Raw genomic sequence first — 24,597 nt, forward strand, 5'->3', positions numbered from 1 at the left:
AATGAGAAAACGTTACATTACTATATTATCCTGTAGTTTGAATGCTTTAATTTTATTAGTAAACGTATTAATTACCGCTATTGGTATCTTGTACGTTTTTTATTCTTCATTTAAATTGCTTCAATACTGAAAAATTATTTTAACAGTAAGGTGAGTGATTAATCTCGGTTTAGGCCATTTCTGTGTAATTAGATATTAGTTGATCAGTTAAAAAATATAATAAAAAGGAGTAGCTATATGAGTCGAGATAAAAAAGAGGTGATTGAGCACGAACAATCTATTTCAATAGATAAAAAGGATACCGTGGTTGATAGTAATGCTACTTCTCAGCAGCACTCTAGCGAAGCAAATATTTCTCCCCAGTTTTTTAAGTTGGCAAAAAGCCTTGCTATAGATGGCGCTCTGCTACCTGAAGATAAGCAAATGCATCTTGAGGAAAGAACCGTTAAGAGAACGAGATTAAGCCAATTACGTAAACAAAAGAATATTGAATCAATTGTTTTGAAAACCTTAACTTATTGTGAAAATTTTGAGGTAGCTCAAAGTACCGACTTGGATTGGTTTAACCGATATATTACTTTATCAGAAGAAGTTAGTAACCCAACGATGCAAGATCTTTGGGCAAAAATTTTAGCCGGTGAACTAACTAAACCTGGCTCTTTTTCTTATAAGGCGTTGAAAGTTTTTAGAGATATGAGTATTCAAGATGCTAAATTACTTGCTAAGGCTTGTTCTCTTGCAGTAAAAGATCTCAATCCAAAAAATATACGGTTAATCACAGGAGTATACCAAAAACCTAGTTTGTTAAACTTTCTGTCTAAACAGCGGCAAAAGTTTTGCAATTTGAGTCATTTCGGTTTGAATCATACAGATTTATTAACTCTAGCAGAGAACCACCTCATTTATTTGCAAGAAAGTGAATCGCACTTAATCAATAAAGATGAAACACTTCAGTTTATTTATAATGGCGTGCCGTTAAAAATCGTAGCAAATAAGGCCGATGTTAATTTACAGTTTTATAAATTTACTCCGTTAGGGACTGAGCTAGCTCAATTAATCGGAGATAAAGGTAATGATGGGTTCTTGGAGCATTTAAAAAAACAATTGAGTCATTATTTTGTAGTTACTAGTGATTAACGATACGTAAACAAGTAATAAACAACTTTTTGTGGCGCAACATTTATCTACATCTATGATTTAAATTATAATGTTATATCATATCAATTGTGATATTATTCACCGGACAGGGAACCCTGTCTTTGTTTAAACGATCCTTATCGAAAAAATCTTGTTCGACTCACATCAGTCGAGATGAATAAGTTAAATTCAAACATCGAATAAGCAAATATCATTAATTTAGATTCGTGGAATAATAATGTTAGATAAAATAGGTATTACAGCAACTTCTTTATGTGCATTACATTGCATATTATTACCTATATTATTACCTTTACTTCCTTTAGTCGGCTTAAGCTTTTTGGCTGAGCATGCTTGGGAGCATGTTTTCCTGCTTATGACTGCAGCATTAGGTACTGTCGCTTTATTTTCAGGTTTCAAACGTTACCATAAACGTTTATATCCATTTTATTTGCTTTATTTAGGCGTGACTTTATATTGGATAAAACATGATTTTGCACCGAGTTTAGAGCCCTACTTTATTATTGGCGGAGCTGGACTCATTATTGCCGCACACTTTATTAATATTAAATTATGTAATAGCTGTAAGCAGTGTGATGATGAAGAAGTATGTGCCGGTTAAACCCTTGTTTTAAGCTGTTTGGTTTTCTCTCTCATTAACCGTATAGCTTTAGTATACACGTGCTTTTTCACATACAGTTAGAGTAAAAATATTACATCAATTACTTAACGGTTTTTTGGTCGGCTTTTTAAGTTAACTATCACCTGTAAAACACAAAGAACTATACTATTGCTTAGTTCTTTATGTTTTGCTTATCACTTAAAATAACCCTATTTATTTACTTATCAAACTCTTTTAATTTTCTAGTTAAAGTATTTCTACCCCAGCCTAATTTTTTTGCTGCATCTTGTTTATGCCCCTGTGTAAAAAGCAAGGCTCTATCAAGCATTATCTTTTCAAACTCTACCTGAGCATAATCTAAGATAGCTTCTTTTCCTTGTGCTAGCTCTTGATCCATCCAAGCACTTAAGACATCTTGCCAAGCATCAGAATCTTGCTGTAAAGGTATTGATTTTTCGGTGAGTTCATTAGGTAAGTCTTCAACCAAAATCTCTTGGCCACTTGCCATAACGGTTAAAAATCGACAAATATTCTCTAATTGCCTAACATTGCCAGGCCATTGACAGTTATTTAAAAAATCACTCGCCTTTTTACCTAGTGTTTTTACCTCAACACTGAGTTCATTAGCTGCTTGTGTTAAAAAATGTTGACTAAGTTGCGGTATGTCTTCTTTACGCTCTCTTAGGCTAGGTAGGTGAATACGAATAACGTTAAGACGATGGAACAAATCTTCTCTGAATTCGCCTTTCTTTACTCGTTCTTCTAGGTTTTGGTGAGTTGCTGCGATTATACGAACATCAACTTGTACCGGTAAATGGCCACCAACACGATAAACTTGACCATCAGAAAGAACGCGGAGTAAACGTGTTTGGATATCTAATGGCATATCGCCGATTTCATCTAAAAAGAGTGTACCTTTGTGAGCTTGTTCAAATCGGCCTTGTCGAACTGCATTAGCGCCAGTAAAGGCTCCTTTTTCATGTCCGAATAATTCAGATTCAATCAAATCTTTTGGAATTGCAGCCATGTTTAATGGAATAAAGGGTTCGTTAACCCTTGGGCTATGAGAGTGTAATGCCTGAGCGACTAATTCTTTACCTGTACCAGATTCACCATTAATTAATACACTGATGCTCGATCGTGATAAGCGACCAATAGCGCGAAATACTTCTTGCATCGCTGGCGCTTCGCCAATTAAACCTACAGATAATGGAGTATTTAATTGTTGTTTATTTTTAGAATTGTGTTCTCTGGCGTGTGTAAGTGCACGTTTACTTAGTGTTATAGCATCATCAATATCAAATGGTTTAGGTAAGTATTCAAAAGCACCACCTTGGTATGCATTAACCGCGCTGTCTAGATCCGAGTGTGCAGTCATAATAATCACAGGGATATGATGATGCTGTTTACGTAATCGGTCTAATAACTCCATACCATCGATATTTGGCATACGAATATCAGAGATTATAACTTCGGGTTGTCCGTGATCTAAAGCGACTAATAGGTTTTCAGCACTTTCAAAAGCAGCACAGCTTATGTTTGCATTAGCGAATGCTTTTTCAAGTACCCATCTAATTGAACTGTCGTCATCAACTATCCACACTTGTTCCGTGATCATAATTTATTCTCTTCTGATAAAAGGGCTTGATTTAAAGGTTGTTGTTTTGAAACTTGCGGTTTAAGCGGCAATAAAATTGTAAATTCAGTATGACCAGGTCGACTATGACAAGATAATTTACCTTGATGTTGGTTTATTAAGGTTTGTGATATAGACAAACCTAGTCCGGTACCATTAGAACGCCCTGAAACCATAGGATAAAAAAGTGTATCTTGAATATCGTTTGGTATACCAGGCCCATTATCAATAATACTAATAAGGACTGCTAATTTTATACGTTTACCGTAAATGGTTTTATTACTCGCAATACGCGTTTTCAAAGTGATAGTATTTGATTCATCAATGGCTTGAATGGCATTGTTAACAATATTGAGTACCGCTTGTTGTAGCTTTTCTTGATCACATTCAACCGCAGGTAATGAGGGATCATAATCACGCATTAAATGTACTTTCTTTTCATTAGAGTAACTTACAAGCTTACATACTTTTTCGAGGATACCGTGAATATTTTGAGCCTGTACCTGAGGGAGTTGATTTGGCCCAAGTAAGCGGTCCACTAGGTTAGTTAACCTGTCAGCTTGTTCAATAATCATACTTGTGTATTCTTGTTGATCGTTACTGACTTCTCTACCTAATAATTGAGCGGCACCACGAAGACCGCCAAGCGGGTTTTTAATTTCGTGGGCAAGACCTTTGATAAGGTCACGTGCAGCTAACCATTGCTGGTGTTGAAAAACTTCTAAGCTAATTTGTTTCTGTTGGTCAATTTGCTTTAATTCAAGTAGCACATGAGGGCGTTTATTAAACTCTACTGAAGAGGCTGTTACTTCAGCAGTAAATCGATGATGTGGATTGAGCTCTACCACAATGTCACTGTCTGTGAATTCTTGGCCCGTTGTAAGCAGTTGTTTTAAGCGTGAGGTGCTAATACTCGTATTTGCAAAAATCACTTCAGAGCTAATGCCATACAAACGGTATAAGCTTTTATTTAATAATGCTTCGGCAGCAGGGTTAGCATAAACAATAGTGAGCTCAGCATTGAGAATGATCACAGCTGTTACCAATTGGCTCGCGAGAGATTGCTGATAAGGTAATATTTGATCTTGTATATAACTACGGCTATGCATAAAACCCCTTAGGAAGATAAATAGGTTGCACCTACTTGGTGCGGCCGACTCAGGTTTACTAAAAAAATGATTTTATTTGCAATGCTATTTTTTAAGTTATGTATGAACAACACTTACAGAGCCCATAAATAACAAGAGTTCAAGTAAAGCATCATTAACTTATTGTGAGGAAGCTCGGTGCATATAAAATGTTACTGATTCAGATGATGCAATAACCTTGCCCTTTTCATCAAGTAATAACATTTTAATTTTGTGTTCACCTCTATCTATATTTCTTAATGAAAACATAGAGTGTGCTTGTGGTTTGTTGTAAGGTTTGCCATCTAGTTGTAGTTGGACTTGTAAACCTGATTTAAAGCGTGGTTTGATTCCGCCATCGATATAAATAGAACCGGTATTATCACGTATTGTTGCGTTATTTTTTGGGGTGTTAATAAATATTTCATATTGCTCTAAAGCAACTGTTGGTGTGATATCAAGTACTTCTGTGTTGTATTCTGTTTGTGATTGAATGACATTATCAGGTTGTAACTTTACTTCTTTGGCGTCAGCTCTTGGAGAATCAGAAAATACCAGCACACCTTGCTCATTACGCCAAACATAGATTTTGGTTGTTTTACTAGAGCTAGCGAATACCGGAGCCGCTAATGTGAATACTAGTAGTGTAAGTAGCAGTGACTTTATCATAGTTCCTTATCTTTCCTGTACTTTGCGTGTTGTTTAACTGCACTATTCCGTAATTTATACAGTTTTCAGTATATATCGATAGTTTAGACAAAAAAATCTTTTTTATTGTTTTTCGAGTATTTAGTGCTATTTCGGTTAAATATAGTTAATTTTTATCATTTAATCGTCATAATGTACTTAAAGTTTATAAAGTAGAATATCTAACCTCTAAATATAGTCTGCAGTTAATACTAATAAAGTAATTAATTAGATTGCTTAAAATAACAACAGGCAGCTATAGCATCCAATAGTTCTTAAACACTTTAACATTATTTCAAATTAAGACTTGTTGCACCAAATGTGATACGTGCGACCTATTTTGGTGCAAAGGTGTTTTTTACAATAAATCATTTATTAATGTCTCATATATTTAGCTAAATTTCTGCAAAATGTTTTTTTTTGTATTCTATATGTTTAAAATAAGAGACAAAATCAAGCCCCCAGCAAATGGATTATTAATATTCAATGGGATTTAATATTATTTACTAAATAAGCACATGAAGTGTAAGGTTTTACATGATTAAATCAATGACATATTTATCGGGAAAATTATTTATTCTTGTTATCTTTCTACTCTCAACAATAGGTTATGCGGAAGAGGGAGCTAAAAAGTTTGTTAAACCAGAGCCTGTATTCAAACAAGATTTTGATTGGATTAAGTTAACATCAGACGAATGGCTTAAAGGTGACATCGTATCTATGTACGACGAGTCACTTGAATTTGATAGTGAAGAACTTGATGTGCAAAATATTGACTGGGAAGATGTTGCTGAACTACGCAGTAAGCAATGGCAAAGTATCCGTATGTTTGATGGCACCGTGGCAGAAGGCTATTTAGTCATCAAAGATAAAAAACTTTCGTTAACTAAAAATGGCATAACAACTTACTACAACTTAAATCAATTATTGTCAGTTGCTTCATCAAGTGTAAACGAACGTGATTTATGGGATGGTTATGTTGATTTAGGTTTTAATTTAAGTAACGGTAATACCGCACAAATTGATTATACTATTGCCGCAGGCATACAAAGGCGAAGTGCTAGTAGTCGTTTAAAAGCAGACTTTATTGCTGATTATAGCCGTTATAAAGATCAAGACACCGGCGAGAAAATTGTTACAGCAGATAATGAACAATTAACAGCATCTTATGACTGGTTTTTTCATCCTAAAATTTATTTTCGTGCTGCGGATTTTGAATATACAGCCGATAAGTTTTTAAACCTTGATTACCGCCTTAATTATGGTATTGGTATTGGTTATAATGTAATTGATAATAGTCAAACAACTTGGGATCTAAATATAGGGCCAAGCTATCAAAAAAGTAAGTTTATCGATGTGCAAGCTGCTGACAGCGAAATTGAAAAGTCTTTAGGTTTAACGTTAGGTACAGATTTTACTTATGAAATTACTAGTGATATTGACTATGCGGCGTCATATAGTATTCAGTTCCTTAATGAAGCATCAGGTAAAAGAATACAACAATTCCAAACAGGTTTAGAAATTGATTTGTTGAACAACTTTGATCTTGATTTAACTTTTTATGCGGATCGCACTGAAAACCCGAAACAAGCAAGTGATGGAAGCCTCCCTGAACAGAATGATTTTCGTTTAGTTATCAGTCTAGGTTATGATTTTTAAGTTATTAACCGCCATATTATAATGCTCCGATTAATATTGATTTTTTTAGCTTTTATTTCGTTTACCTCAATGGGTGAAGAGATAGTTAAAGCAAAACCTAATTGGGTGCCTCAGTCTCCAACATTTTCTCAGAAGTTTGATTGGCTCAAACTTAACTCAGGTGAGTGGCTTAAAGGCGATATCATCTCAATGTACGATGATGAGCTTGAATTTGAAAGTGACCAGTTTGATTTATTGACGTTTGATTGGACTGATGTAAAAGAACTTCGCAGCCGCTTTGATAAACGCATACGTTTTGATAGCGGCGAAGTCAAACAAGGTTTTCTTATTGTAAAAGATAATCATGTTGTAGTTATTAGTGACGGTAAAGAGCAAAAATATCCTTTATCAGAGCTTTTATCTATTACTTCTGCCGCTGACGATCGTAAGGGTTTTTGGAGTGGGAAAGTTAGTTTAGGTGTGGATATTCAGTCGGGCAACACTAATCAAGTTGACTATACCGCAAGCGGTAGTGTTAAGCGAATAACTCCTTATACAAGTCTTAATCTTGACTATTCGTATAGTTATAGTGAATCAACAATAAGTGATACTGCTGCAGTAATTAGTGATAATAGTCGTGTAAATTTATATCTAGAATGGTTTTACAGCTATAGAATATTTTTCCGAGTGTTGGACTATGAGTACTTTAGTGATTTACAACAAAATATTGATTATAGAAATACTTTAGGTGTGAGTTTGGGTTATCACTTTTTTAATACTAAACGATTAAAGTGGGATGTAACCCTAGGTCCGAGTTATCAAAAAACAGCTTACTATACTAGTTCAACCGAAAACCCTCAAAATAGCGCTGTTCTTGCTTTGACTAGTAATATCGATTACTCAATTACTAGTCAAATAGATTTTATTTTAGATTACCAGTTACAGTTTGTTGAAGAAAACTCTGGCAAACGAAATACTTATTTCAAGGCATCTTTTGAGTATAAAATTAATAATGACTTCGATTTGGACCTTGCCTTTGTACTTAACCGTGTTGCAGAGCCAGTAATATCAGATGCAGGAGTTATCCCTAAATCTAATGATTACCAATTAATTACTAGTCTGAGTTATAAATTTTAACCCGTACTTTATGTTATTCGTGGCTTACTTCAATATCCGTTAGTGGCTCACTACAACAAAGTAAAATATAACCTGCTTCCTTTTCTGACTCGATTAAGCCGTCAGTAGTATTTTGTTTTACTTCACCACTGATTAATTTAGCAAGACATCTACCACAAGACCCGCCTCTACACGAATAAGGTAGAATTAATCCCGCTTGCTCTCCTTGATCTAATATAGACTCGTATGTATTGCCTTTTATTTTTTTACCAAAACGGGTGAACTGAATTGATACTTTCTTATTCGTGTTTTGAGATGTCATTATTTACTCGCTAACGATGAAGGTGATATTTACCTGTATTCTATTTTAACTGACTTAATTGATTTTTAGAAACATGATTACAGCCAAAGTTAAGATATTCAGGTATGATATTGCTCATTATGACGTATCGTTTGTCTTATGAGTTGAGGTTTTAATATATCTATGTCGAATAAAAAAACACACCTTCATATTTTAGGTATTTGTGGCACTTTTATGGGAGGGATTGCAGCAATAGCAAAAGAACTCGGTTTTAAAGTGAGTGGCTCAGATGCCAATGTGTACCCGCCAATGAGTACTCAATTAGAGGAGTTAGGCATAGAGTTAATGTCTGGTTATCAAGTTGAAAACCTTGCTGATGACATTGACTTAATTATTGTGGGTAATGCTATGTCTCGTGGCAACCCTATGGTGGAATATATGCTAGACCGCAATATTCCTTATACCTCAGGACCTCAATGGTTACTTGAAAACGTACTTAAAGATAAGTGGGTATTAGCGGTTTCAGGTACACACGGTAAAACAACCACCAGTAGTATGTTAGCGTGGATATTAGAATATGCTCTCCTAACACCGGGTTTTTTAATTGGTGGTGTACCGCAAAACTTTAGCAGCTCTGCACGATTAGGTAATGCTCCATTTTTTGTGATCGAAGCCGATGAATATGATAGTGCTTTTTTTGACAAGCGATCTAAATTTGTACATTACCGTCCTCGCACCTTAGTGATGAATAATTTAGAGTTTGATCATGGCGATATTTTTAATGATCTTAGTGATATTCAAAAACAATTTCATCATCTTATTCGTATGGTACCAAGCAATGGCTTGATTTTATCTCCTGCTAATGAAAATGCGATAAATGAAACCTTAGCGATGGGCTGCTGGACGCCAACTGAAGTCTCTAATGCGATACAATTAACACAAGGTTGGCAGGCAGAAAAACTTAATGCTCAAGGGAGTGAGTTTATTGTCAGCTTTGATGGTAAAGCACAAGGTATAGTAAAGTGGAATCTTATTGGTGATTTCAATATCGACAATGCTTTAATGGCTATTGCAGCAGCACGTCATGCTGGCGTACCAAGCGCTATCGCTATTGATGCATTAGCTGAATTTATTAATACCAAACGTCGTTTTGAATTACGTGGCTGCGTTAATAATATTAGTGTTTATGACGATTTTGCACATCACCCAACGGCAATAGCAAAAACATTAGCTGGCGTACGTGCTAAACTCTTGCAACAAGTAAATGAGAAAAAAGCCGTAGGACGTATACTGGCGGTATTAGAGCCAAGATCAAATACCATGAAATCTGGCGTTCATAAAGACTCATTACCGCAATCACTTAATGATGCTGATGAAGTTTTTATTTATCAAGGTGAGCAAGTTACTTGGTCGGTAAGTGACTTAATTGAACAATGTTCAGCACCTTGTTACGTAGAAAACGATATAGAAGTATTAATTAATAAAATTACACAACACGCTCAACCCGAAGATATTATTGTTGTGATGAGCAATGGTGGTTTTGCAGGCATACATGAAAAACTGCTAACCCGTTTAACCGAACTCAATAAGTAACAAAATTTATCAACATACCTTTGTGCTAGTGACGCATGATGGAATTAGTTGCTTAAAGACAAGTGACATATATTTAACTCAATAGCTGACGAATATAGTTAATTCGCTCACTATCCATAAAAGAAAAAGAGATTAAGAACATGACAGTTTTAAACATACTTACCGCACCAAACGAAAAACTTTTAAGACCAGCTAAGCCGGTTACAGAGGTAAGTAAAATTCAAGTATTAATAGATGACCTTATTGAAACTATGTACTCAACAGATGACGGTGTTGGGTTAGCGGCAACGCAAGTAGGTAGTGAGGCTGCTGTTGTTGTTATTGATATTTCTGAAAATCGTGATGAACCACTTGTTTTAGTTAACCCTGAAGTGGTTCACGGTGAAGATGCGGCCAAAGGTCAAGAAGGCTGTTTATCTGTGCCTGGTTACTATGCTGATGTTGAACGTTTTACTAAGGTAACCGTTGAAGCATTAGACAGAGACGGAAAAGCATTAACAATTACCAGCGATGACTTTTTAGCGATTGTTATGCAACATGAAATTGATCATCTTAAAGGCAAGTTATTTATTGAGTATTTATCGCCGCTTAAACAGCAAATGGCATTGAAAAAAGTAAAGAAAACCCTTAAAAATGGCTAAGTAATAGCAGTAATTAAACATTTAGTTACTGCTGACTGATTAAATTAATCGATATATTTTGAGTAAAGGTAATAAGGTGAGCGTAAGTGAATAAGGTAGATAATAACTTCAATGGTAAAATTACCCTAGCAATAACAGGCGCTTCAGGCTCTGCTTATGCTTTGCGTTTAATTGAATGTTTAATTGCCGCAAATTATCAACTCTATATTTTATGCTCTAGTGCTGGACGTATTGTACTTGATACCGAAGTTGGTATAAAACTACCCGCCTCACCTGAAGCCGCAGGTAAGTTTCTTAGTGATAAGTATCAAGCTAAAGATAACCAAATAACAGTATTTGGCAAAGAGCAATGGTTTTCTCCGATCGCTTCTGGCTCAGCCGCACCGAAAACCATGGTGGTTTGTCCATGTACTACTGGCACTATGGCTGCTATTTGTCACGGCATGAGTGATAATTTAATTGAACGTGCTGCAGATGTGGTTATTAAAGAACGCGGACAATTAATTTTAATGATACGTGAAACACCTTATTCAACATTGCACTTACAGAATATGCTCAGCTTATCTCAACAAGGTGTTACTATTATGCCTGCATCTCCAGGCTTTTATCATAAGGCGGAGTCAATTACTGACTTGATTGACTTTATGGTTGGGCGGGTATTAGATCACCTTGGTATTGAGCAAAACATTATGCCGCGTTGGGGTTATAATGCGAATAATTAAATAAAGCATTAAAAGTAAATTTTTATTTATGTATAAGTTTGTACACTAAGACTTAGGAGACTTAAGCCATTTTACTGCGTTATAGCGCTCAATAAAAATACATATAAAAAAGCTACTAGATCGCTTTTTTATATGTAACTTAATGGGTTGTTAGTTTAAATATCAATCATCAAAACTAAATTCAATATACGCTTTGCCTAATTCATTTTTTAGCGGAATGATAACTATAGGGCCTTTCGCTTTGTGATGAATTCTATGGTTTAGGCCTGATACAACAATGGGCGTTGCCATATCAAACTCTATGCCTTTTTCACTGAGCATACGTTTGGCACCACCAGTAACCATATTAGTAATTTCACCTACTAAATCAGTAATTTCTTCATTCACTTCATCAGGCGCTTCACCAACCATTTTTTTCATAGTTGCTAAGGCTAAAGGGCCTTCAAAAGTAATTGATAATGAGCCTTTGGCTTGATCACTGACCATGCCAATTAAGCCAGAGACGTCACCCATAGCGATCTCATCTTTTTTAAGGCGGGGTTTTTCTGGGACTAATTCCATTTGCGCCATGGTAGACATGACATTAAGCATTGAAGATAAAAATGGATTGATAAACTCTACATTCATGGAGATTCCGAATATTAATTGTTTATTTAAATAAAGTGCTTAATTTGATTTTGCATATTTATTTAACAAATGTAAATCAAATAGCGTGATAGTTGCTAACTTATTGCTGTTAATTATAGATATATTTGATCCAAGTACTTATTTAGGCATATTTTTAGGTATATTTTTGCAAAATGCTTTTGCGAAAATATATTGGTGTTAATGCTAAACAGTGAAAAAATTTAGTCTTGAAGTTGTTTATCTTAAAAAATTAACAGTTTTATCTGATTAGGTAAGTATCGGTGAATATTGCAGTTTTTACCACTATTTGCGAAAAACTTTTTTATTTTAACTTTATTATTTTTATTGTACTCGAATAATGAATGAAAAGTGGGCAAACAATAACTTTATATTATCCCTTAATTGTTATTTCGTAATATATACCCGTTCCACTTGAAGATGCTCGTTTCAGGAAGCCTGAGCGATTCATAACCAAGGCACCTTTTTCTATCAAGGGTTGTTCCCTTAAAAAGAAATGTAACGCAGAGTATGATTTGCTCAGTCTTCCCCAAGGGCTGGTTTAGAAACGCTTTATGCCGCGTTATTGATTTTGAGAATGAACAACCATTCTCTACAATCAATGCCTTGCCTAAAGGCGTTTCTAATTCCAGCTGAATCCTGCATCTTCAAGTGGAGCGGGTATAGTTATTAACTTCATTTAGTATGTGAATATTTATAAAAGAGTCAATGTATTCATCATTATTAATTAATACAAATTAATACAAACAAAAAGACAGCGCTGTCTTTTTGTGGTTGAATGCCTTTGAACAATAATTAATATTAGGAAATTCACATGGCTCGTTATCTAGCACTCGATGCGTTTAGGGGCATTACCATTGCCTTAATGATTTTGGTAAATACACCAGGAAATTGGTCGCAGGTGTATGCACCTTTATTACATGCAGAATGGAATGGTGCGACCCCAACCGATTTAGTTTTTCCTTTCTTTTTGTTTATCATTGGCTCGGCTATGTTTTTCTCTTTCAAAAAGAGTAATTTCACTGCAACACCTGAGCAATTTATAAAAATAGTCAAACGTGGTTTTATCATGTTCTTTATTGGCTTGATGCTAAATGTCATACCATTTACGACTCATATTGAAGATTGGCGTATTATGGGAGTTTTACAGCGTATTGGTATTGCCTATGTTGTGGCTGCATGCTTGGTGTTAATACTTAATAGGGCAGGTGTATTTATAGTCTCAGCAGCTATATTACTCTTATATTGGGGATTATTATTAAGTGGCGGTGATGGTGCGTTAACCCTGGAAGGTAATATTATTCGTCAATTTGATATCGGCATACTTGGTACAAATCACATGTACGCTATAGGAGGTGTTGCTTTTGAGCCAGAGGGCTTCTTAAGTACTATTCCTGCGGTAGTTAATATGTTGCTTGGTTTTGAATTAACGCGCTACTTAACCAATATAGAAAATAAAAAAAATAGTGTAATAAAGTTGACGTTGATTGGTGGTTTAGCAATTGGCTTTGGTTTGCTTTGGGGATTAGTATTACCGATTAATAAATCTCTGTGGACACCATCTTATGTTATTTATACTACAGGCTATGCTTGTCTCTTACTTGCTGCTTTTATTTGGTTAATTGATATCAAAAAACAAGTTAAATTGGCAGAGCCATTATTAGTTTACGGAACTAATCCTTTATTTGTCTATGTATTATCGTTTTTAATAGTCACTGTATACTTAAATATTACTATTGCCGATACCAATATGTACGCTTGGTTATATGCTCAATTTACTCTCCTATTTCCACTAAAATTAGCGTCATTTTTATTTGCTTTTTCACATGTTATCTTATTCTGGTATGTGTCATTAAAGCTTTATCAACGTAAAATATTTATTAAAATTTAAGTGGGATTTTTATCTTGTGTCATCTAGCTTCTTCAATCTCGGATGTAAGATGGATTTTAAATGAAAAACAGAAGGAAATAACTATCTAAAAGCCTTGTTTTTGCTATTCTTATTAGTAACTTTTAATAAATTATTTTAGTACAAAATAAAGGCTTTTATACGAGTGAACAGAGCTAAGTTAATTCAAGATGAAAACTTGTCTTTTAAAATAAGTCATCAGCTATTACCAGAAGACTACCAACGCATTGATCTTTACTTCTCATTACCGGTTGAAATGGGTATAAACCCAAGTACCTTGAATGTAGAAGAATTCTTTTATGCGAATATAAAAAATCAAAGCGCATATTACGCTGATCAACTTCACCTGCCATTAGTGAGAAGTCGCTTTATTAGTCAAAATAAAGGTGAGCAAAGTGATTACCGCTTAAACCTCAATTTATACTCTTATCAAGTTAAAAAAGCCCTCGATTCGGATATTAAATCTACTTTAAAGCTAAAAACTGCGGAAGAGTTTTATCCTGCGGCAGTAGAACTAGCAGAGCAAACCTCTGCTTTAACAAAGAAGTTAAGACGCTATACACCGTCGGATAAAAAACTGAATTCATTTTTTGAAAATGCTGATAACTATTTGAGTTGGCATATAGAGCAGTCTTTTTTAAGATTACTTTCAAGAGGTCCAAAAAGTTCAGATTTTACCGTAGAGCGTGAAGCACTGCTCACTTTATGTAAAAGTGAAAATGATTATCGCATTGAAAACGAATATAACTCACAAGTGACCCTTGATGATGCTAACCGTATAACTAATAAGATGCGTTTATTAGAGCGCTTGATAGAGTACGGTGTAGTTTTTCAGCGTAAACCTCGTTATTTAAATGTTAATTTAAAACGCTTTGTTCGCGGCATTGTAACAGCCTTTATTATGGCATTTGTTATGTTGCTGGTACTGAATGCGCGTACCAATTTCACTGAAGTAACCATTGCCCTAGTTGCCTTTTTAGGTGTGGTGTATGGCTTACGAGAAACTTTTAAAGATGATCTAACCGATATTATATGGCGAAAAATTCAAAAAGGGCGGCCTAAATGGCAAAATTTATTTACTCATAGTGTGACTAAAAAACGGATTTTAAATCAAATTCTATGGCTCGAATATATTACCCCAAAAGATTTACCTAAAACCGTTAACGAATTATTTCAACAGCGTGGTCAGCAAAATAAACAAGATGCTCAGTTGTTGCATTTTCGTTGTGACAATAAAGTGTTAGCAAAGAAGTTTTTACCAGGCTACGATGAGATACAACAACAGACCTTTTTTAACTTAACGCCTTTTGTGCGTTTTTTAAAAAGAGGTGCAGGGCGTTTGTATAGTTTAGATGGACAAAAAATATCAAATCAAGCAGTAGAGCGTCGTTATCAAATTAATATTGTTTTACGACACACCAATAAAACTGAAGAGTCTATACAGCGCTTTAAAATCACACTTAACCGCTCTGAAATTGTTAATTTTGAACGTATTAAAGATAATTAACCTGACACCCGATATATCGCAGGCAATACAAGTTACTTTTTGATGAGATAGTGCCACCCTCACAGAGTAAATTAACACTAAAAACCGACCTATAAATTTAATCAAGGTGGTCGATTAGTATTGCTTGCTATTATTGGTTGTTTTCCCTACAATACGCATCCTTAATTCAGCCTGAACTTTTTGTTCCTTGCCTCAACTGGTGTTTGGCTGAGCCAGATTATGAGGCTACAACCGTAAGGAGCTCGTAATGCGTCATTACGAAATCGTATTTATGGTTCACCCTGATCAGAGTGAACAAGTGCCTGGTATGATCCAGCGCTACACAGACTTGATCAATGCTGCTGAAGGCAAAATCCACCGTCTTGAAGACTGGGGCCGTCGTCAATTAGCATACCCAATCAATAAATTACACAAAGCACACTATGTTCTAATGAACATTGAAGCGCCACAGTCAGTTATTGATGAACTAGAAACAGCTTTCCGTTATAACGATGTTGTTATTCGTAACATGATCATGCGTACTAAAGACGCGGTAACTGAAGCATCGCCAATGGCTGCTGCTAAAGAAGACCGTCGTGACGATCGTCGCGAAGTTAAGAAAGATGTTACTGATGAAGTTGAAACTAACGAAGCCTCTGAAGAGACTTCTGAAGAAGCAGCTGAATAAGAGTCATTTGTGATTGTCTCGCAAGGTAGCTTGCAAGAGAATCTCCTGGTGTTGACTGGTGCGGTGGTGAAAACCCCGAAACAATCAACAAGCCCTGCAGGTATTAAGCATAGCCAGTTTTCAATAGACCATAAGTCTATACAAAATGAAGCGGGTATGAATCGACAAGCTTTTGTCAGAATACAGGTAGTCGCTACAGGTGAATTATCACACTTAACACGTGAATTAGTTGCTGGGAATGTAATAAAAGTGTCTGGTTTTATAAACCGTCATGAATCTAGAAACGGTAATCCGCTTTTAGTATTACACGCTCAGCATATTGAAATGATTAATTAGGCTTTATTTACTAACCAACTAATAAGTTCGTTAACTAGATAAAACCATATTGGAGAACTCCATGTCTCGTTTTTTTAGACGTCGTAAGTTTTGCCGCTTCACAGCGGAAGGCGCAACATCTATCGATTATAAAGATATTGCAACGTTAAAAAATTATATCACTGAAAGTGGTAAAATTGTTCCTAGCCGTATCACTGGTACTGCTGCTAAATATCAACGTCAATTAACTCGTGCTATTAAACGCGCTCGTTACTTGTCATTGTTACCATACACCGACTTACATAAGTAAGCTAATAGGGGTTTAAAATGGAAGTAATTCTTCTTGATAAAATCGCCAAATTAGGCGGCCTTGGTGACAAGGTAACTGTTAAATCTGGTTATGCACGCAACTTCTTATTACCGAAAGGTAAAGCAGTATTTGCATCTCAAGCTAACGTTGAGCACTTTGAAGCACGTCGTGCTGAAATTGAAGCTGACCTAGCTAAAGTATTAGCAGCAGCAGAAGCTCGTGCAGCGAAAGTTGTAGCATTAGCTGAAGTTACTATCGCATCAAAATCTGGTGAAGCTGGTAAATTATTCGGCTCTATCGGTACTCGTGATATCGCTGATGCGATCACTGAAGCTGGCGTAGAAGTTACAAAAGCTGAAGTACGTTTACCATTAGGTGCTATCCGCGAAACAGGTGAATTCGATATCGCAATTCACTTACACACAGATGTTGATACTAGCATCAAAGTTGTTGTTATCGCTGAAGCTGAATAACTTATTTTTATAGCGTAAGCTATAAGTAGAAGTTATTGACAAAAACACCGTACTCTCATTGAGGATACGGTGTTTTTTTATGGGGCTTTTAAATGGGAGGAACCTGTAATTTCACTACCAAGTGGAGCCTGATTGAATATAGAAAATAGTATCTTCAGGGCCTTTAGCGATATCGATACCCATATTAAAATTATATCTACGGGCAATTAAGTATCGAAAACCAACCCCTTTACTTATACGGCTATGACTTTCTGAAAACTCAGAAAAGCTATCACTCGCTTTACCCACACCGGCAAATACACTTAATTCCCAGCGAACATTAACTCGGTACGCTACTTCAAGCTCAGACATAGCTACCGCTTGTCCTTGATATCTTGAACCAGGCATACCGCGCAGTGAAATAGATGGTGTAGCATAAGGAGGTAGTATTTTATCTGAATTAGCATAATTTGCTTCAATTTTTAATCCAGTTCGCCATTGCTCATTGAATTTGAAGTAATTTAATGCGGTAAATTCGGTGAGGGTGTAATCAATGTCAGAGCCAATAATATCGTCAAACCAAAGATAGTTTAGTTCGAATTTAAAGCCTTGTGTCGGAGAAAAATAGCTGTCTCTCGCATCATATTCTAACGAAAGGCCAACACCAGAAGTAACAGTGTTTGTTGATAGCAAAGAGCGTAATTGCTCTTCAAACCAAGATGGTACATTACCGGAAAGAAAATCAAGATTACCGGCACTTAAGTCAGCATTTATATAACGTTGTAATACACCGGCATAAAAAGGACTATCCGCTAATTTAAACTTTAACGACTGCATTACACCATAGGCTTGGGTATTAACTTCCACCGCTTTTGGTAATTCGATATCACCAAAACCGTAAAAATCTAAATGAATATCGCCGTAACCCGCCCCACCTTTGTAACGGATACGTCCTTGATCATAAAAGCCTAAATGCCCGCCACCGCCAAAATAAGAGCCATTACCCGTATACGCACCAAATGCAGCAGTGATACTTGGCGGCAACAAATTCTTTACGGCATTTTCATTACTCTCATCTTGCATTGCCGCTAAGCGTGAGTTTTTTTCTTCTTCAGTTTCTTGAAAAAATAACCCTGTCATACCTAGACCACCGCCAAAGGCCGGATCGGTGATAATTATCGGAACAGGTAAAAATCCATAAGCATTTTCAGAAAGGTATTGCGAAGCGTCTAAATTACCATCGAGTTTATCAAAGAAAAGATCTGAAGCCGCAATAGACGACATTGAATATAGAGACATCAAAATTGTACTAGATATTTTAGATAATAAATTCATTATGTACTCTTTAAAAGAAACGATTGATTCTCGACGATTTACGGAATAATCAATATGATTTATAAGTATTTTCTACTAGTTAAAGTTGATAAGCAATAGTGCATTTGTGTTGAGGATATTTTCTGGTGCGTTGTTATTAAAGGTATCGACTAAAGGTATCGACTTTTAAGGTGGGACTGTGAATAAAGCTATCAGGGAAATCATAAACAAAATTATTCTAGTTCTCTGTAAATATTATAGAAGTATTTGCAGAGAGCTATGGAAGCTTATAACTTATAGAATAACCATATCATCGCGGTGCACAACAGCATCACCTTGATCATGACCTAAAATACTGTCAATACTATCGCTGTGCTTACCCATAATTCGTTGTAAATCATGTTGGCTATAAAGGCTTATACCTTTAGCAATAACCTTATTAGTACGTTCATCAATTAACTCAACAGAATCTCCTGGTTTAAAAGCTGACTTAACAGACTTTATTCCTTTAGGCAGTAAAGACGCGCCCTTGTTTACAATAGCGTTAACTGCTCCTGCATCTAAAATTATTTTACCTTGGCTTTTTAAACTGTGTTTCAGCCAGTGCTTTCTCGATGATAGATTTTTATTGGCAATAAAGCGCGTGCCAGGATTTACGCCAGCGAGTAACGATTCAAACACTTCAGCACGTGTACCATTAACAATGTAAGTATTAATGCCGTGCTCAACTGCTTTTTCTGCCGCTTGAATTTTGGTTTTCATACCTCCAGTCGCAAGGTGGCTTCGCGTAACACCAGCCATTGCATATATTTCGTCGGTAATTTCCGCTATTTCAGGTATTAATACAGCATCAGCATTTACTTTCGGGTCTTTAGTAAACACACCTTCAATATCACTTAAAATAAATAAAGCATCGGCTTCACAAACTTGTGCTACTAAAGCAGCAAGGTTGTCATTATCGCCAACCGTTGCTTGTTTATCTGCAACCGTATCGTTTTCATTAACGATAGGTAAAATACCATTAGCTAACTGAATTTTTATGGTGTGTTTAATGCTAATAAAGCGCTCTCTATTAGTAAAATCTTCCTGAGTTATTAATATTTGGCTACAAGGAATGTTAAAAAAACGCTGCCAATTGGCCATCATTTGCATTTGACCAACAGAGGCCATTGCTTTTCTAGTTGCGCCTGATAATTCAGGTGAGCCATGATGAATGAGGTTACGACCTGCAGCAACAGAGCCAGAAGAGACTAAAATTATCTCTTTACCTTGTTTTTGACATTGCCTAATAAAGTGTGAAATAGCTGCAATATACTTGTCGCTACAACCTTCTTTATCTGGTGCAATTAAGGCACTACCTACTTTGATTACTGCTCGATTAAAGTTCATTTTTTTAGCCTGATCATTACTGTTTTACTATGTTAATTTAAGCATTTTCATTGTTATATAAATATTAGCTAACCTTGAGGTTTTATATTCACGTTTTTTTATATTCACATTTAGTGAACGCAGTTGACAGGGTATAGCTTTTCGCGGAGTATGCGGATAACTAATTAGGCTGTAAAACAAATAATAATTATCGTAACGATAAGAGATTGTGTGATGGATATTGAGTTAATAAAAACTTTTTTAGAAGTTAAAGATTGTCGTCATTTTGGTAAAGCGGCAGAGAACTTATATTTAACTCAAGCGGCTATCAGTACGCGGGTTAGGCAACTTGAAAGATACTTTGGAGTTGCTCTATTTCACCGCGCTAGAAATAACATTCAGTTGACCTCAGCAGGTGAGCGACTAGTTCCTCATGCAGAGAATATGCTTAATACTCTTAGAATGGCCAAACAAGATGTTGCCCTAACAACAGACCAGGTTACGCAAATATCTATTGCAGGAACCCCTAATACTTGGGATGTTTATATTCACGATGCTATTTCTAAAATTTATATTAACCAACCTCAAATTAGCTTAGTTGCTGAAATTCTATCGCGTGAACAACTGACTAGGCAATTACTTGAGCGCACTTTAGATGTTGCTATTTTATTTGATCCGCCGAAAGTAGAAGAATTAAAAATAGAATCGCTACACATGTTTAACCTAGTACCCGTTACTACTTTCGCTAAGGCTATTCAAACGCCCGATGAAGTGCAGCGTTACATTATGATTGATTGGGGGACTAGTTTTATTAATTGGCATGCTAAAGAATTACCTGGTATTGCTATCCCCGCGATTCGAACAAGTACAGCTAGGATCGCACTTGATCTAATGTTGCAGTGTGGTGGCAGTGCTTATTTACCTGATATGTTAGCAAAACCCTTTATAGAGCAGGGTAAATTGTTTGCTATAAACAGCTTACCTATTTTCGAAAGAGAGCTCTTTAGTGCTTTTCATAAAGACAATGAAAATGAAGAGCGCATTATTGAAATTAAAAACTTATTACGAAAAGAAGATCCCGAAGCGCCCGCTATAATGAACCCTTTATAAACTTAAGTTATCGGAGTTAAGTTACAGAAAGTTAACTGGCAATAAAGTAATTGAAATTAACTTTACTGCCTGAACTCACTAAAATTTCACCAAGGTAAAATAAATTTATCGTTAACTTAAAAATATTTTGCTTTAATTCGTTGGCAAAAAAGTAGAATATCCGATTTTAACCATGATTATCTTTTGGTGAGATAACAATGACCATGAATACAAATTACGAATTACCTGATTTTGACAATGATTACTACGACAATCAGGGAGCTTCAGACGACATCGACAATAATATTGCTGAGTTTGAATTAAGTGTGCACTCAACTGAAGAGAAGAGTTCAAAGCATAATAACAAACGAAACTTCTTAGCGAAGAAAAAGCTAGAACAGCAGCAAAAAGACAGTCGTCGCAGCAAATTCGATGATGACGATTATGATGACTGGGATTAATCAGTAAACTTATAAAAGTCACTTATAGAGCCAACTTGTTGGCTCTATAAGCTTTACTGTTAATTATTCCATCTCATATTATCCCTTTATAGCTTTTCACTGCCGTTACTTCGCAACATACATGCGTGTTCAACGCTAAGGTAAGTGAAATCATTCCACATAACTACGTTTCTGTAATATTCATTCGATAAACTATTTTATTTATTATGTATTTTACAAAAACAGGCAATACCATGAATATACTTTTTTTAATGTACCCTTGGGACAAAATTGACCCAGAGACTGACTCTACTTTACGTTTAATCCACGAATGTGTTTCGCGTAATCATACTGTAGCTATTGCAACGCCGCATAATTTAACCATGCGAGACTCTGTTTCAAGTGCATTTTGCCAAGTGATTAAAAAAGGCGCGACGGTGCCATCTAATATGGTGTCTTTTTATAAAAAAGCAGAGTTTAAAAAATCACAACTACCATTGGCAGGCTTCGACGCTATTATTATGCGCGCTAACCCGCCGTTAGATCCTATTACCTTAAACTTTCTTGATTCAGTACGTGATGATACTTTTATCATGAACGATATCGACGGTTTGCGTATTGCTAATACCAAGTTGTATACGGCTTCGTTTGATGATCCTACTAACCACTTTATTCCGGTAACGCATGTTTCTAAAACAACAGAATACTTAGTCGATGTATTAAAAGAGTCTAAGTCAGACAAAATGATCATGAAACCCCTTGATGGTTATGGTGGTCACGGCGTTATTTTAGTTGAGAAAAGTGCGCAAAAAAGTTTCCACTCATTATTAGAGTTTTACATTAATAGCGGTAAAGGTGGCAACTACGTTATTTTACAAGAATATGTTGAAGGCGCAGATGCCGGCGATGTACGCATTATGATGTTAAATGGTGAACCGATTGGTGCCATGAAACGTGTACCTGCAAGTCATGATGTGCGCTCAAATATTCATGCCGGCGGCTCAGTGGTAAAACACACTTTAACAAAAAAAGAAAAAGCCCTGTGTAAACACATTGGTCCTAAATTAGTGCGTGATGGTTTATATTTTGTGGGTATTGATGTTATTAATGAAAAGCTAATTGAAGTGAATGTGCAAAGCCCTGGCGGCATCATGCGTATTAATAAATTAAACAATGTAAAACTGCAGAAGAAAGTTATCGATTTTGTTGAAAGTGTTGTTAACGCCAAAGAGGCGTTAGCACAACGTAAAGATGAATTTAGAAAGGCGATAAACGATGCTCACGTTATCTGAAAATGAATGTATTGAGTTAATCAATAAAGGTGAATGCTTTCACGCGACAGTAGAACATGGCGCATTTATTATAAAAATAGATGAATACAGCCCTGTTGTTTGTGCTGCTATTCATAACGGGCATCAGCTTAGAGATGACTTAAAAAAAACATTCTTATTAACCAATAAAGAACAAGCCTATGAAGAGTCGCCTTATACGGCTGACTTAATTTCATCATTCCCTATTGTGTTAATTGGTAACGATTCACGCTTTGAATACGATCTAAATCGAGCCAGAACTTTATCAACTTCAACTAAAACCACTAAAGATAAACCGGTATGGAAAAAAGCATTAACGATTAAACAACGTGGTGTGAGCCATGCTAAACATGATGCTTTTTATAATGTGGTTAAAGCATTAATTACAAAACTCGAATTGCAGTTTAAAAACACCATTGTGTTTGACGTACACTCGTATAATTACCAGCGTATTAATAAAGCCTCGCCAACATTTAATATTGGCTCGTCGCAAATTGATATGGAGCGTTGGGGGGCAATTGCCCGAAAATTTCAGCTACAACTCAATAAAATTGATTTACCTAACATGGACGCATACGCCGCTACTGATGAAGTATTTCATGGTCGAGGTTATTTAATTACTCACATTAGTGCGCATTTTGACAATACTTTAGTATTACCTATTGAAGTGAAAAAAGTGTTTATGGATGAAACCAATGGTGAGCTATTTCCTTTGGTACTCGAAGAATTGAAAGCGGGCCTTAAGCAAGCGATTAGCGAAACAACCGCGTTTTTTATGCGTAAGTATAATAAGCAAAAATCAGCGAGAAGCTCAGATATACTTTCATCATCATTAGCACCTGAAATTATTAACCTTGATAGGCAACTTGTGGATCTGTGTGAAAATGTTGAAACTCTCAATTATATCAACCCGATAAACATTGCTAGTGAGCGCAAAAAGTTCTTCTCAACTAAAAATACGGGCTCGCCAGATTTTCATTATAAACAACTGAATATCGACCCATATCAGTTTAGAGAAAAGCTATATAAGTTACCTGTTAGTGACATTATGGATGCAGACATTCAACAACTGTATCGCCATACCATTGATAATTTAGCCAACAAAATTGACTTGTTAACCTCTATCGGCACAGATGATTTTGTTTATAACTCATTACGTTATTACGGCGAGCCGAACAGGCAAGATATTGCTAATGCCGAATTTATTTTGCGCGCACCGGAAATAGAAGGTGAGTTTGAAGAGTCTATTCATGATGCGGATTATGCAGTTAGCTATTATAAAGAGCAGGCGGCTAAGTGGAATTTACAATGTAGAATAGAAAAATCAGCAAAGCTGGTTGCTAAAGCTATGGTAAATAATGAAAAACGCTTATTACTTATCAATAAAGACGCAACATTTACCCGCTCAGAATTACAAGGGTATGCGTTTCATGAATTAGGCATTCACATGCTTACCACCATTAATGCTAAAGAATCACAATTAAAAGTATTCTCTATTGGCTTAACGGGGAATACCCATACCCAAGAAGGTTTGGCTATTTTTAGTGAATATTGCTCAGGTAATTTGACTTTAGCTCGATTAAAAACCTTAGCGCTACGTGTGATCGCCGTGAAATACATGTTAGAGCATGGCGATTTTACTAAAACCTATCAATTATTGATGGCCAACTATGGTGTTAGTTCAGCTAATGCTTTTACTTTAACTACGCGGGTTTATCGAGGTGGCGGCTTTACTAAAGACCACCTTTATTTAAAAGGCTTTAGAGATATTCTTAATATTAGAACTGAAGCCAATATTGAAGACTTATTGGTAGGGAAAACTGGCTTGTTAGACTTTTCGGTTATTTCTGAAATGATAGAGCGTGGTCTAATCAACAAACCAACGTCTTTATTTCCGTTAGAAATTGAGCGTGATAAGCCAATGAGTATTTTAGATTACCTGGTGAGCTCAATTAAGTAGCGTTATTGTTTGCTATTAATAAAATAGGTGCTTGTAATGTAAATGAGACTGCAAGCACCTTCTTGAATGAGCTCATATATGGTCTCCTCCC

The 24,597-nt window shown here is 35.8% G+C and carries 24 protein-coding genes; 17 read left to right on the forward strand and 7 right to left on the reverse strand.

Annotated features, from left to right (window positions below):
* Positions 1-237 precede the first annotated feature (237 nt).
* Together KO502_RS12205 and KO502_RS12210 are read left to right on the forward strand one after the other, a co-directional pair.
* A complete protein-coding gene (locus tag KO502_RS12205) occupies positions 238-1,137 on the forward strand; it encodes a TIGR03899 family protein (protein ID WP_216022841.1) in 900 nt (299 codons plus the stop codon).
* Between the two features lie 238 nt (positions 1,138-1,375).
* Complete coding sequence (locus tag KO502_RS12210; RefSeq protein WP_216022842.1) at positions 1,376-1,759, forward strand: MerC domain-containing protein; 384 nt, start codon at positions 1,376-1,378, stop codon at positions 1,757-1,759.
* A 217-nt stretch (positions 1,760-1,976) separates the two neighbouring features.
* Here the strand turns inward: KO502_RS12210 and glnG are convergent, their stop codons facing one another.
* The 3 genes from glnG to KO502_RS12225 all read right to left on the reverse strand — a co-directional run bounded on the left by glnG (position 1,977) and on the right by KO502_RS12225 (position 5,191).
* A complete protein-coding gene (gene glnG / locus KO502_RS12215; RefSeq protein ID WP_252730748.1) occupies positions 1,977-3,377 on the reverse strand; it encodes a nitrogen regulation protein NR(I) in 1,401 nt (466 codons plus the stop codon).
* Positions 3,374-4,504, reverse strand: coding sequence for a nitrogen regulation protein NR(II) (gene glnL, locus KO502_RS12220; RefSeq protein ID WP_216022843.1), 1,131 nt, complete (start codon positions 4,502-4,504; stop codon positions 3,374-3,376). The genes glnG and glnL overlap by 4 nt, the downstream gene beginning before the upstream one ends.
* Before the next feature lie 159 nt (positions 4,505-4,663).
* The gene (locus KO502_RS12225; RefSeq protein ID WP_216022844.1) at positions 4,664-5,191 is read right to left on the reverse strand and encodes a DUF4124 domain-containing protein; all 528 of its coding nucleotides are present in this window, start codon (positions 5,189-5,191) and stop codon (positions 4,664-4,666) included.
* A 555-nt stretch (positions 5,192-5,746) separates the two neighbouring features.
* Here KO502_RS12225 and KO502_RS12230 point away from each other — a divergent pair.
* Entirely contained in the window at positions 5,747-6,868 is a 1,122-nt protein-coding gene (locus KO502_RS12230; protein ID WP_216022845.1) for a DUF481 domain-containing protein, read from the forward strand.
* Between the two features lie 69 nt (positions 6,869-6,937).
* Positions 6,938-7,984, forward strand: coding sequence for a DUF481 domain-containing protein (locus tag KO502_RS12235; protein WP_252730749.1), 1,047 nt, complete (start codon positions 6,938-6,940; stop codon positions 7,982-7,984).
* Between the two features lie 13 nt (positions 7,985-7,997).
* Here the strand turns inward: KO502_RS12235 and KO502_RS12240 are convergent, their stop codons facing one another.
* On the reverse strand, positions 7,998-8,285 hold the full coding sequence (locus tag KO502_RS12240) for a 2Fe-2S iron-sulfur cluster-binding protein (protein WP_216022847.1): 288 nt from the start codon (positions 8,283-8,285) through the stop codon (positions 7,998-8,000).
* A gap of 162 nt (positions 8,286-8,447) precedes the next feature.
* Between KO502_RS12240 and mpl the strand changes: the two genes are divergently transcribed.
* The 3 genes from mpl to KO502_RS12255 all read left to right on the forward strand — a co-directional run bounded on the left by mpl (position 8,448) and on the right by KO502_RS12255 (position 11,220).
* A complete protein-coding gene (mpl, locus tag KO502_RS12245; protein ID WP_216022848.1) occupies positions 8,448-9,857 on the forward strand; it encodes a UDP-N-acetylmuramate:L-alanyl-gamma-D-glutamyl-meso-diaminopimelate ligase in 1,410 nt (469 codons plus the stop codon).
* Positions 9,858-9,997: 140 nt separating this feature from the next.
* Positions 9,998-10,498, forward strand: coding sequence for a peptide deformylase (def, locus tag KO502_RS12250; RefSeq protein ID WP_216022849.1), 501 nt, complete (start codon positions 9,998-10,000; stop codon positions 10,496-10,498).
* An 86-nt stretch (positions 10,499-10,584) separates the two neighbouring features.
* Complete coding sequence (locus tag KO502_RS12255) at positions 10,585-11,220, forward strand: flavin prenyltransferase UbiX (protein WP_216022850.1); 636 nt, start codon at positions 10,585-10,587, stop codon at positions 11,218-11,220.
* A 162-nt stretch (positions 11,221-11,382) separates the two neighbouring features.
* Here KO502_RS12255 and KO502_RS12260 read toward each other — a convergent pair whose 3' ends face one another.
* Positions 11,383-11,847 (reverse strand): chemotaxis protein CheX, encoded by a 465-nt coding sequence (locus KO502_RS12260; RefSeq protein ID WP_216022851.1) that lies wholly within the window; start codon positions 11,845-11,847, stop codon positions 11,383-11,385.
* A gap of 832 nt (positions 11,848-12,679) precedes the next feature.
* On the opposite strand from KO502_RS12260, the gene KO502_RS12265 reads away from it, so the two are divergent.
* From KO502_RS12265 to rplI, 6 genes are all read left to right on the forward strand, one after another.
* A complete protein-coding gene (locus tag KO502_RS12265; RefSeq protein ID WP_216022852.1) occupies positions 12,680-13,756 on the forward strand; it encodes a heparan-alpha-glucosaminide N-acetyltransferase domain-containing protein in 1,077 nt (358 codons plus the stop codon).
* Positions 13,757-13,919: 163 nt separating this feature from the next.
* The gene (locus KO502_RS12270; protein WP_216022853.1) at positions 13,920-15,281 is read left to right on the forward strand and encodes a hypothetical protein; all 1,362 of its coding nucleotides are present in this window, start codon (positions 13,920-13,922) and stop codon (positions 15,279-15,281) included.
* Between the two features lie 247 nt (positions 15,282-15,528).
* Complete coding sequence (gene rpsF, locus KO502_RS12275) at positions 15,529-15,948, forward strand: 30S ribosomal protein S6 (protein WP_216022854.1); 420 nt, start codon at positions 15,529-15,531, stop codon at positions 15,946-15,948.
* 9 nt (positions 15,949-15,957) lie between these two features.
* Complete coding sequence (priB, locus tag KO502_RS12280; protein WP_216022855.1) at positions 15,958-16,284, forward strand: primosomal replication protein N; 327 nt, start codon at positions 15,958-15,960, stop codon at positions 16,282-16,284.
* A gap of 61 nt (positions 16,285-16,345) precedes the next feature.
* The gene (gene rpsR / locus KO502_RS12285) at positions 16,346-16,573 is read left to right on the forward strand and encodes a 30S ribosomal protein S18 (RefSeq protein WP_011041278.1); all 228 of its coding nucleotides are present in this window, start codon (positions 16,346-16,348) and stop codon (positions 16,571-16,573) included.
* Between the two features lie 17 nt (positions 16,574-16,590).
* Complete coding sequence (gene rplI, locus KO502_RS12290) at positions 16,591-17,046, forward strand: 50S ribosomal protein L9 (RefSeq protein WP_216022856.1); 456 nt, start codon at positions 16,591-16,593, stop codon at positions 17,044-17,046.
* 114 nt (positions 17,047-17,160) lie between these two features.
* Here the strand turns inward: rplI and KO502_RS12295 are convergent, their stop codons facing one another.
* Both KO502_RS12295 and proB read right to left on the reverse strand, forming a co-directional pair.
* On the reverse strand, positions 17,161-18,360 hold the full coding sequence (locus KO502_RS12295; protein WP_216022857.1) for a BamA/TamA family outer membrane protein: 1,200 nt from the start codon (positions 18,358-18,360) through the stop codon (positions 17,161-17,163).
* A gap of 273 nt (positions 18,361-18,633) precedes the next feature.
* Complete coding sequence (gene proB, locus KO502_RS12300; protein ID WP_216022858.1) at positions 18,634-19,728, reverse strand: glutamate 5-kinase; 1,095 nt, start codon at positions 19,726-19,728, stop codon at positions 18,634-18,636.
* A gap of 213 nt (positions 19,729-19,941) precedes the next feature.
* On the opposite strand from proB, the gene KO502_RS12305 reads away from it, so the two are divergent.
* From KO502_RS12305 to KO502_RS12320, 4 genes are all read left to right on the forward strand, one after another.
* Positions 19,942-20,817, forward strand: coding sequence for a LysR family transcriptional regulator (locus tag KO502_RS12305; protein WP_216022859.1), 876 nt, complete (start codon positions 19,942-19,944; stop codon positions 20,815-20,817).
* A gap of 197 nt (positions 20,818-21,014) precedes the next feature.
* On the forward strand, positions 21,015-21,257 hold the full coding sequence (locus KO502_RS12310) for a hypothetical protein (protein WP_216022860.1): 243 nt from the start codon (positions 21,015-21,017) through the stop codon (positions 21,255-21,257).
* Positions 21,258-21,490: 233 nt separating this feature from the next.
* Positions 21,491-22,528: a glutathione synthase gene (gene gshB / locus KO502_RS12315; RefSeq protein WP_216022861.1), complete on the forward strand. Its 1,038-nt coding sequence runs from the start codon at positions 21,491-21,493 to the stop codon at positions 22,526-22,528.
* Entirely contained in the window at positions 22,512-24,506 is a 1,995-nt protein-coding gene (locus tag KO502_RS12320) for a flavohemoglobin expression-modulating QEGLA motif protein (protein ID WP_216022862.1), read from the forward strand. The genes gshB and KO502_RS12320 overlap by 17 nt, the downstream gene beginning before the upstream one ends.
* Positions 24,507-24,597 lie beyond the last annotated feature (91 nt).

Source organism: Colwellia sp. E2M01, from assembly GCF_018860585.1.
GTDB lineage: Bacteria > Pseudomonadota > Gammaproteobacteria > Enterobacterales > Alteromonadaceae > Colwellia.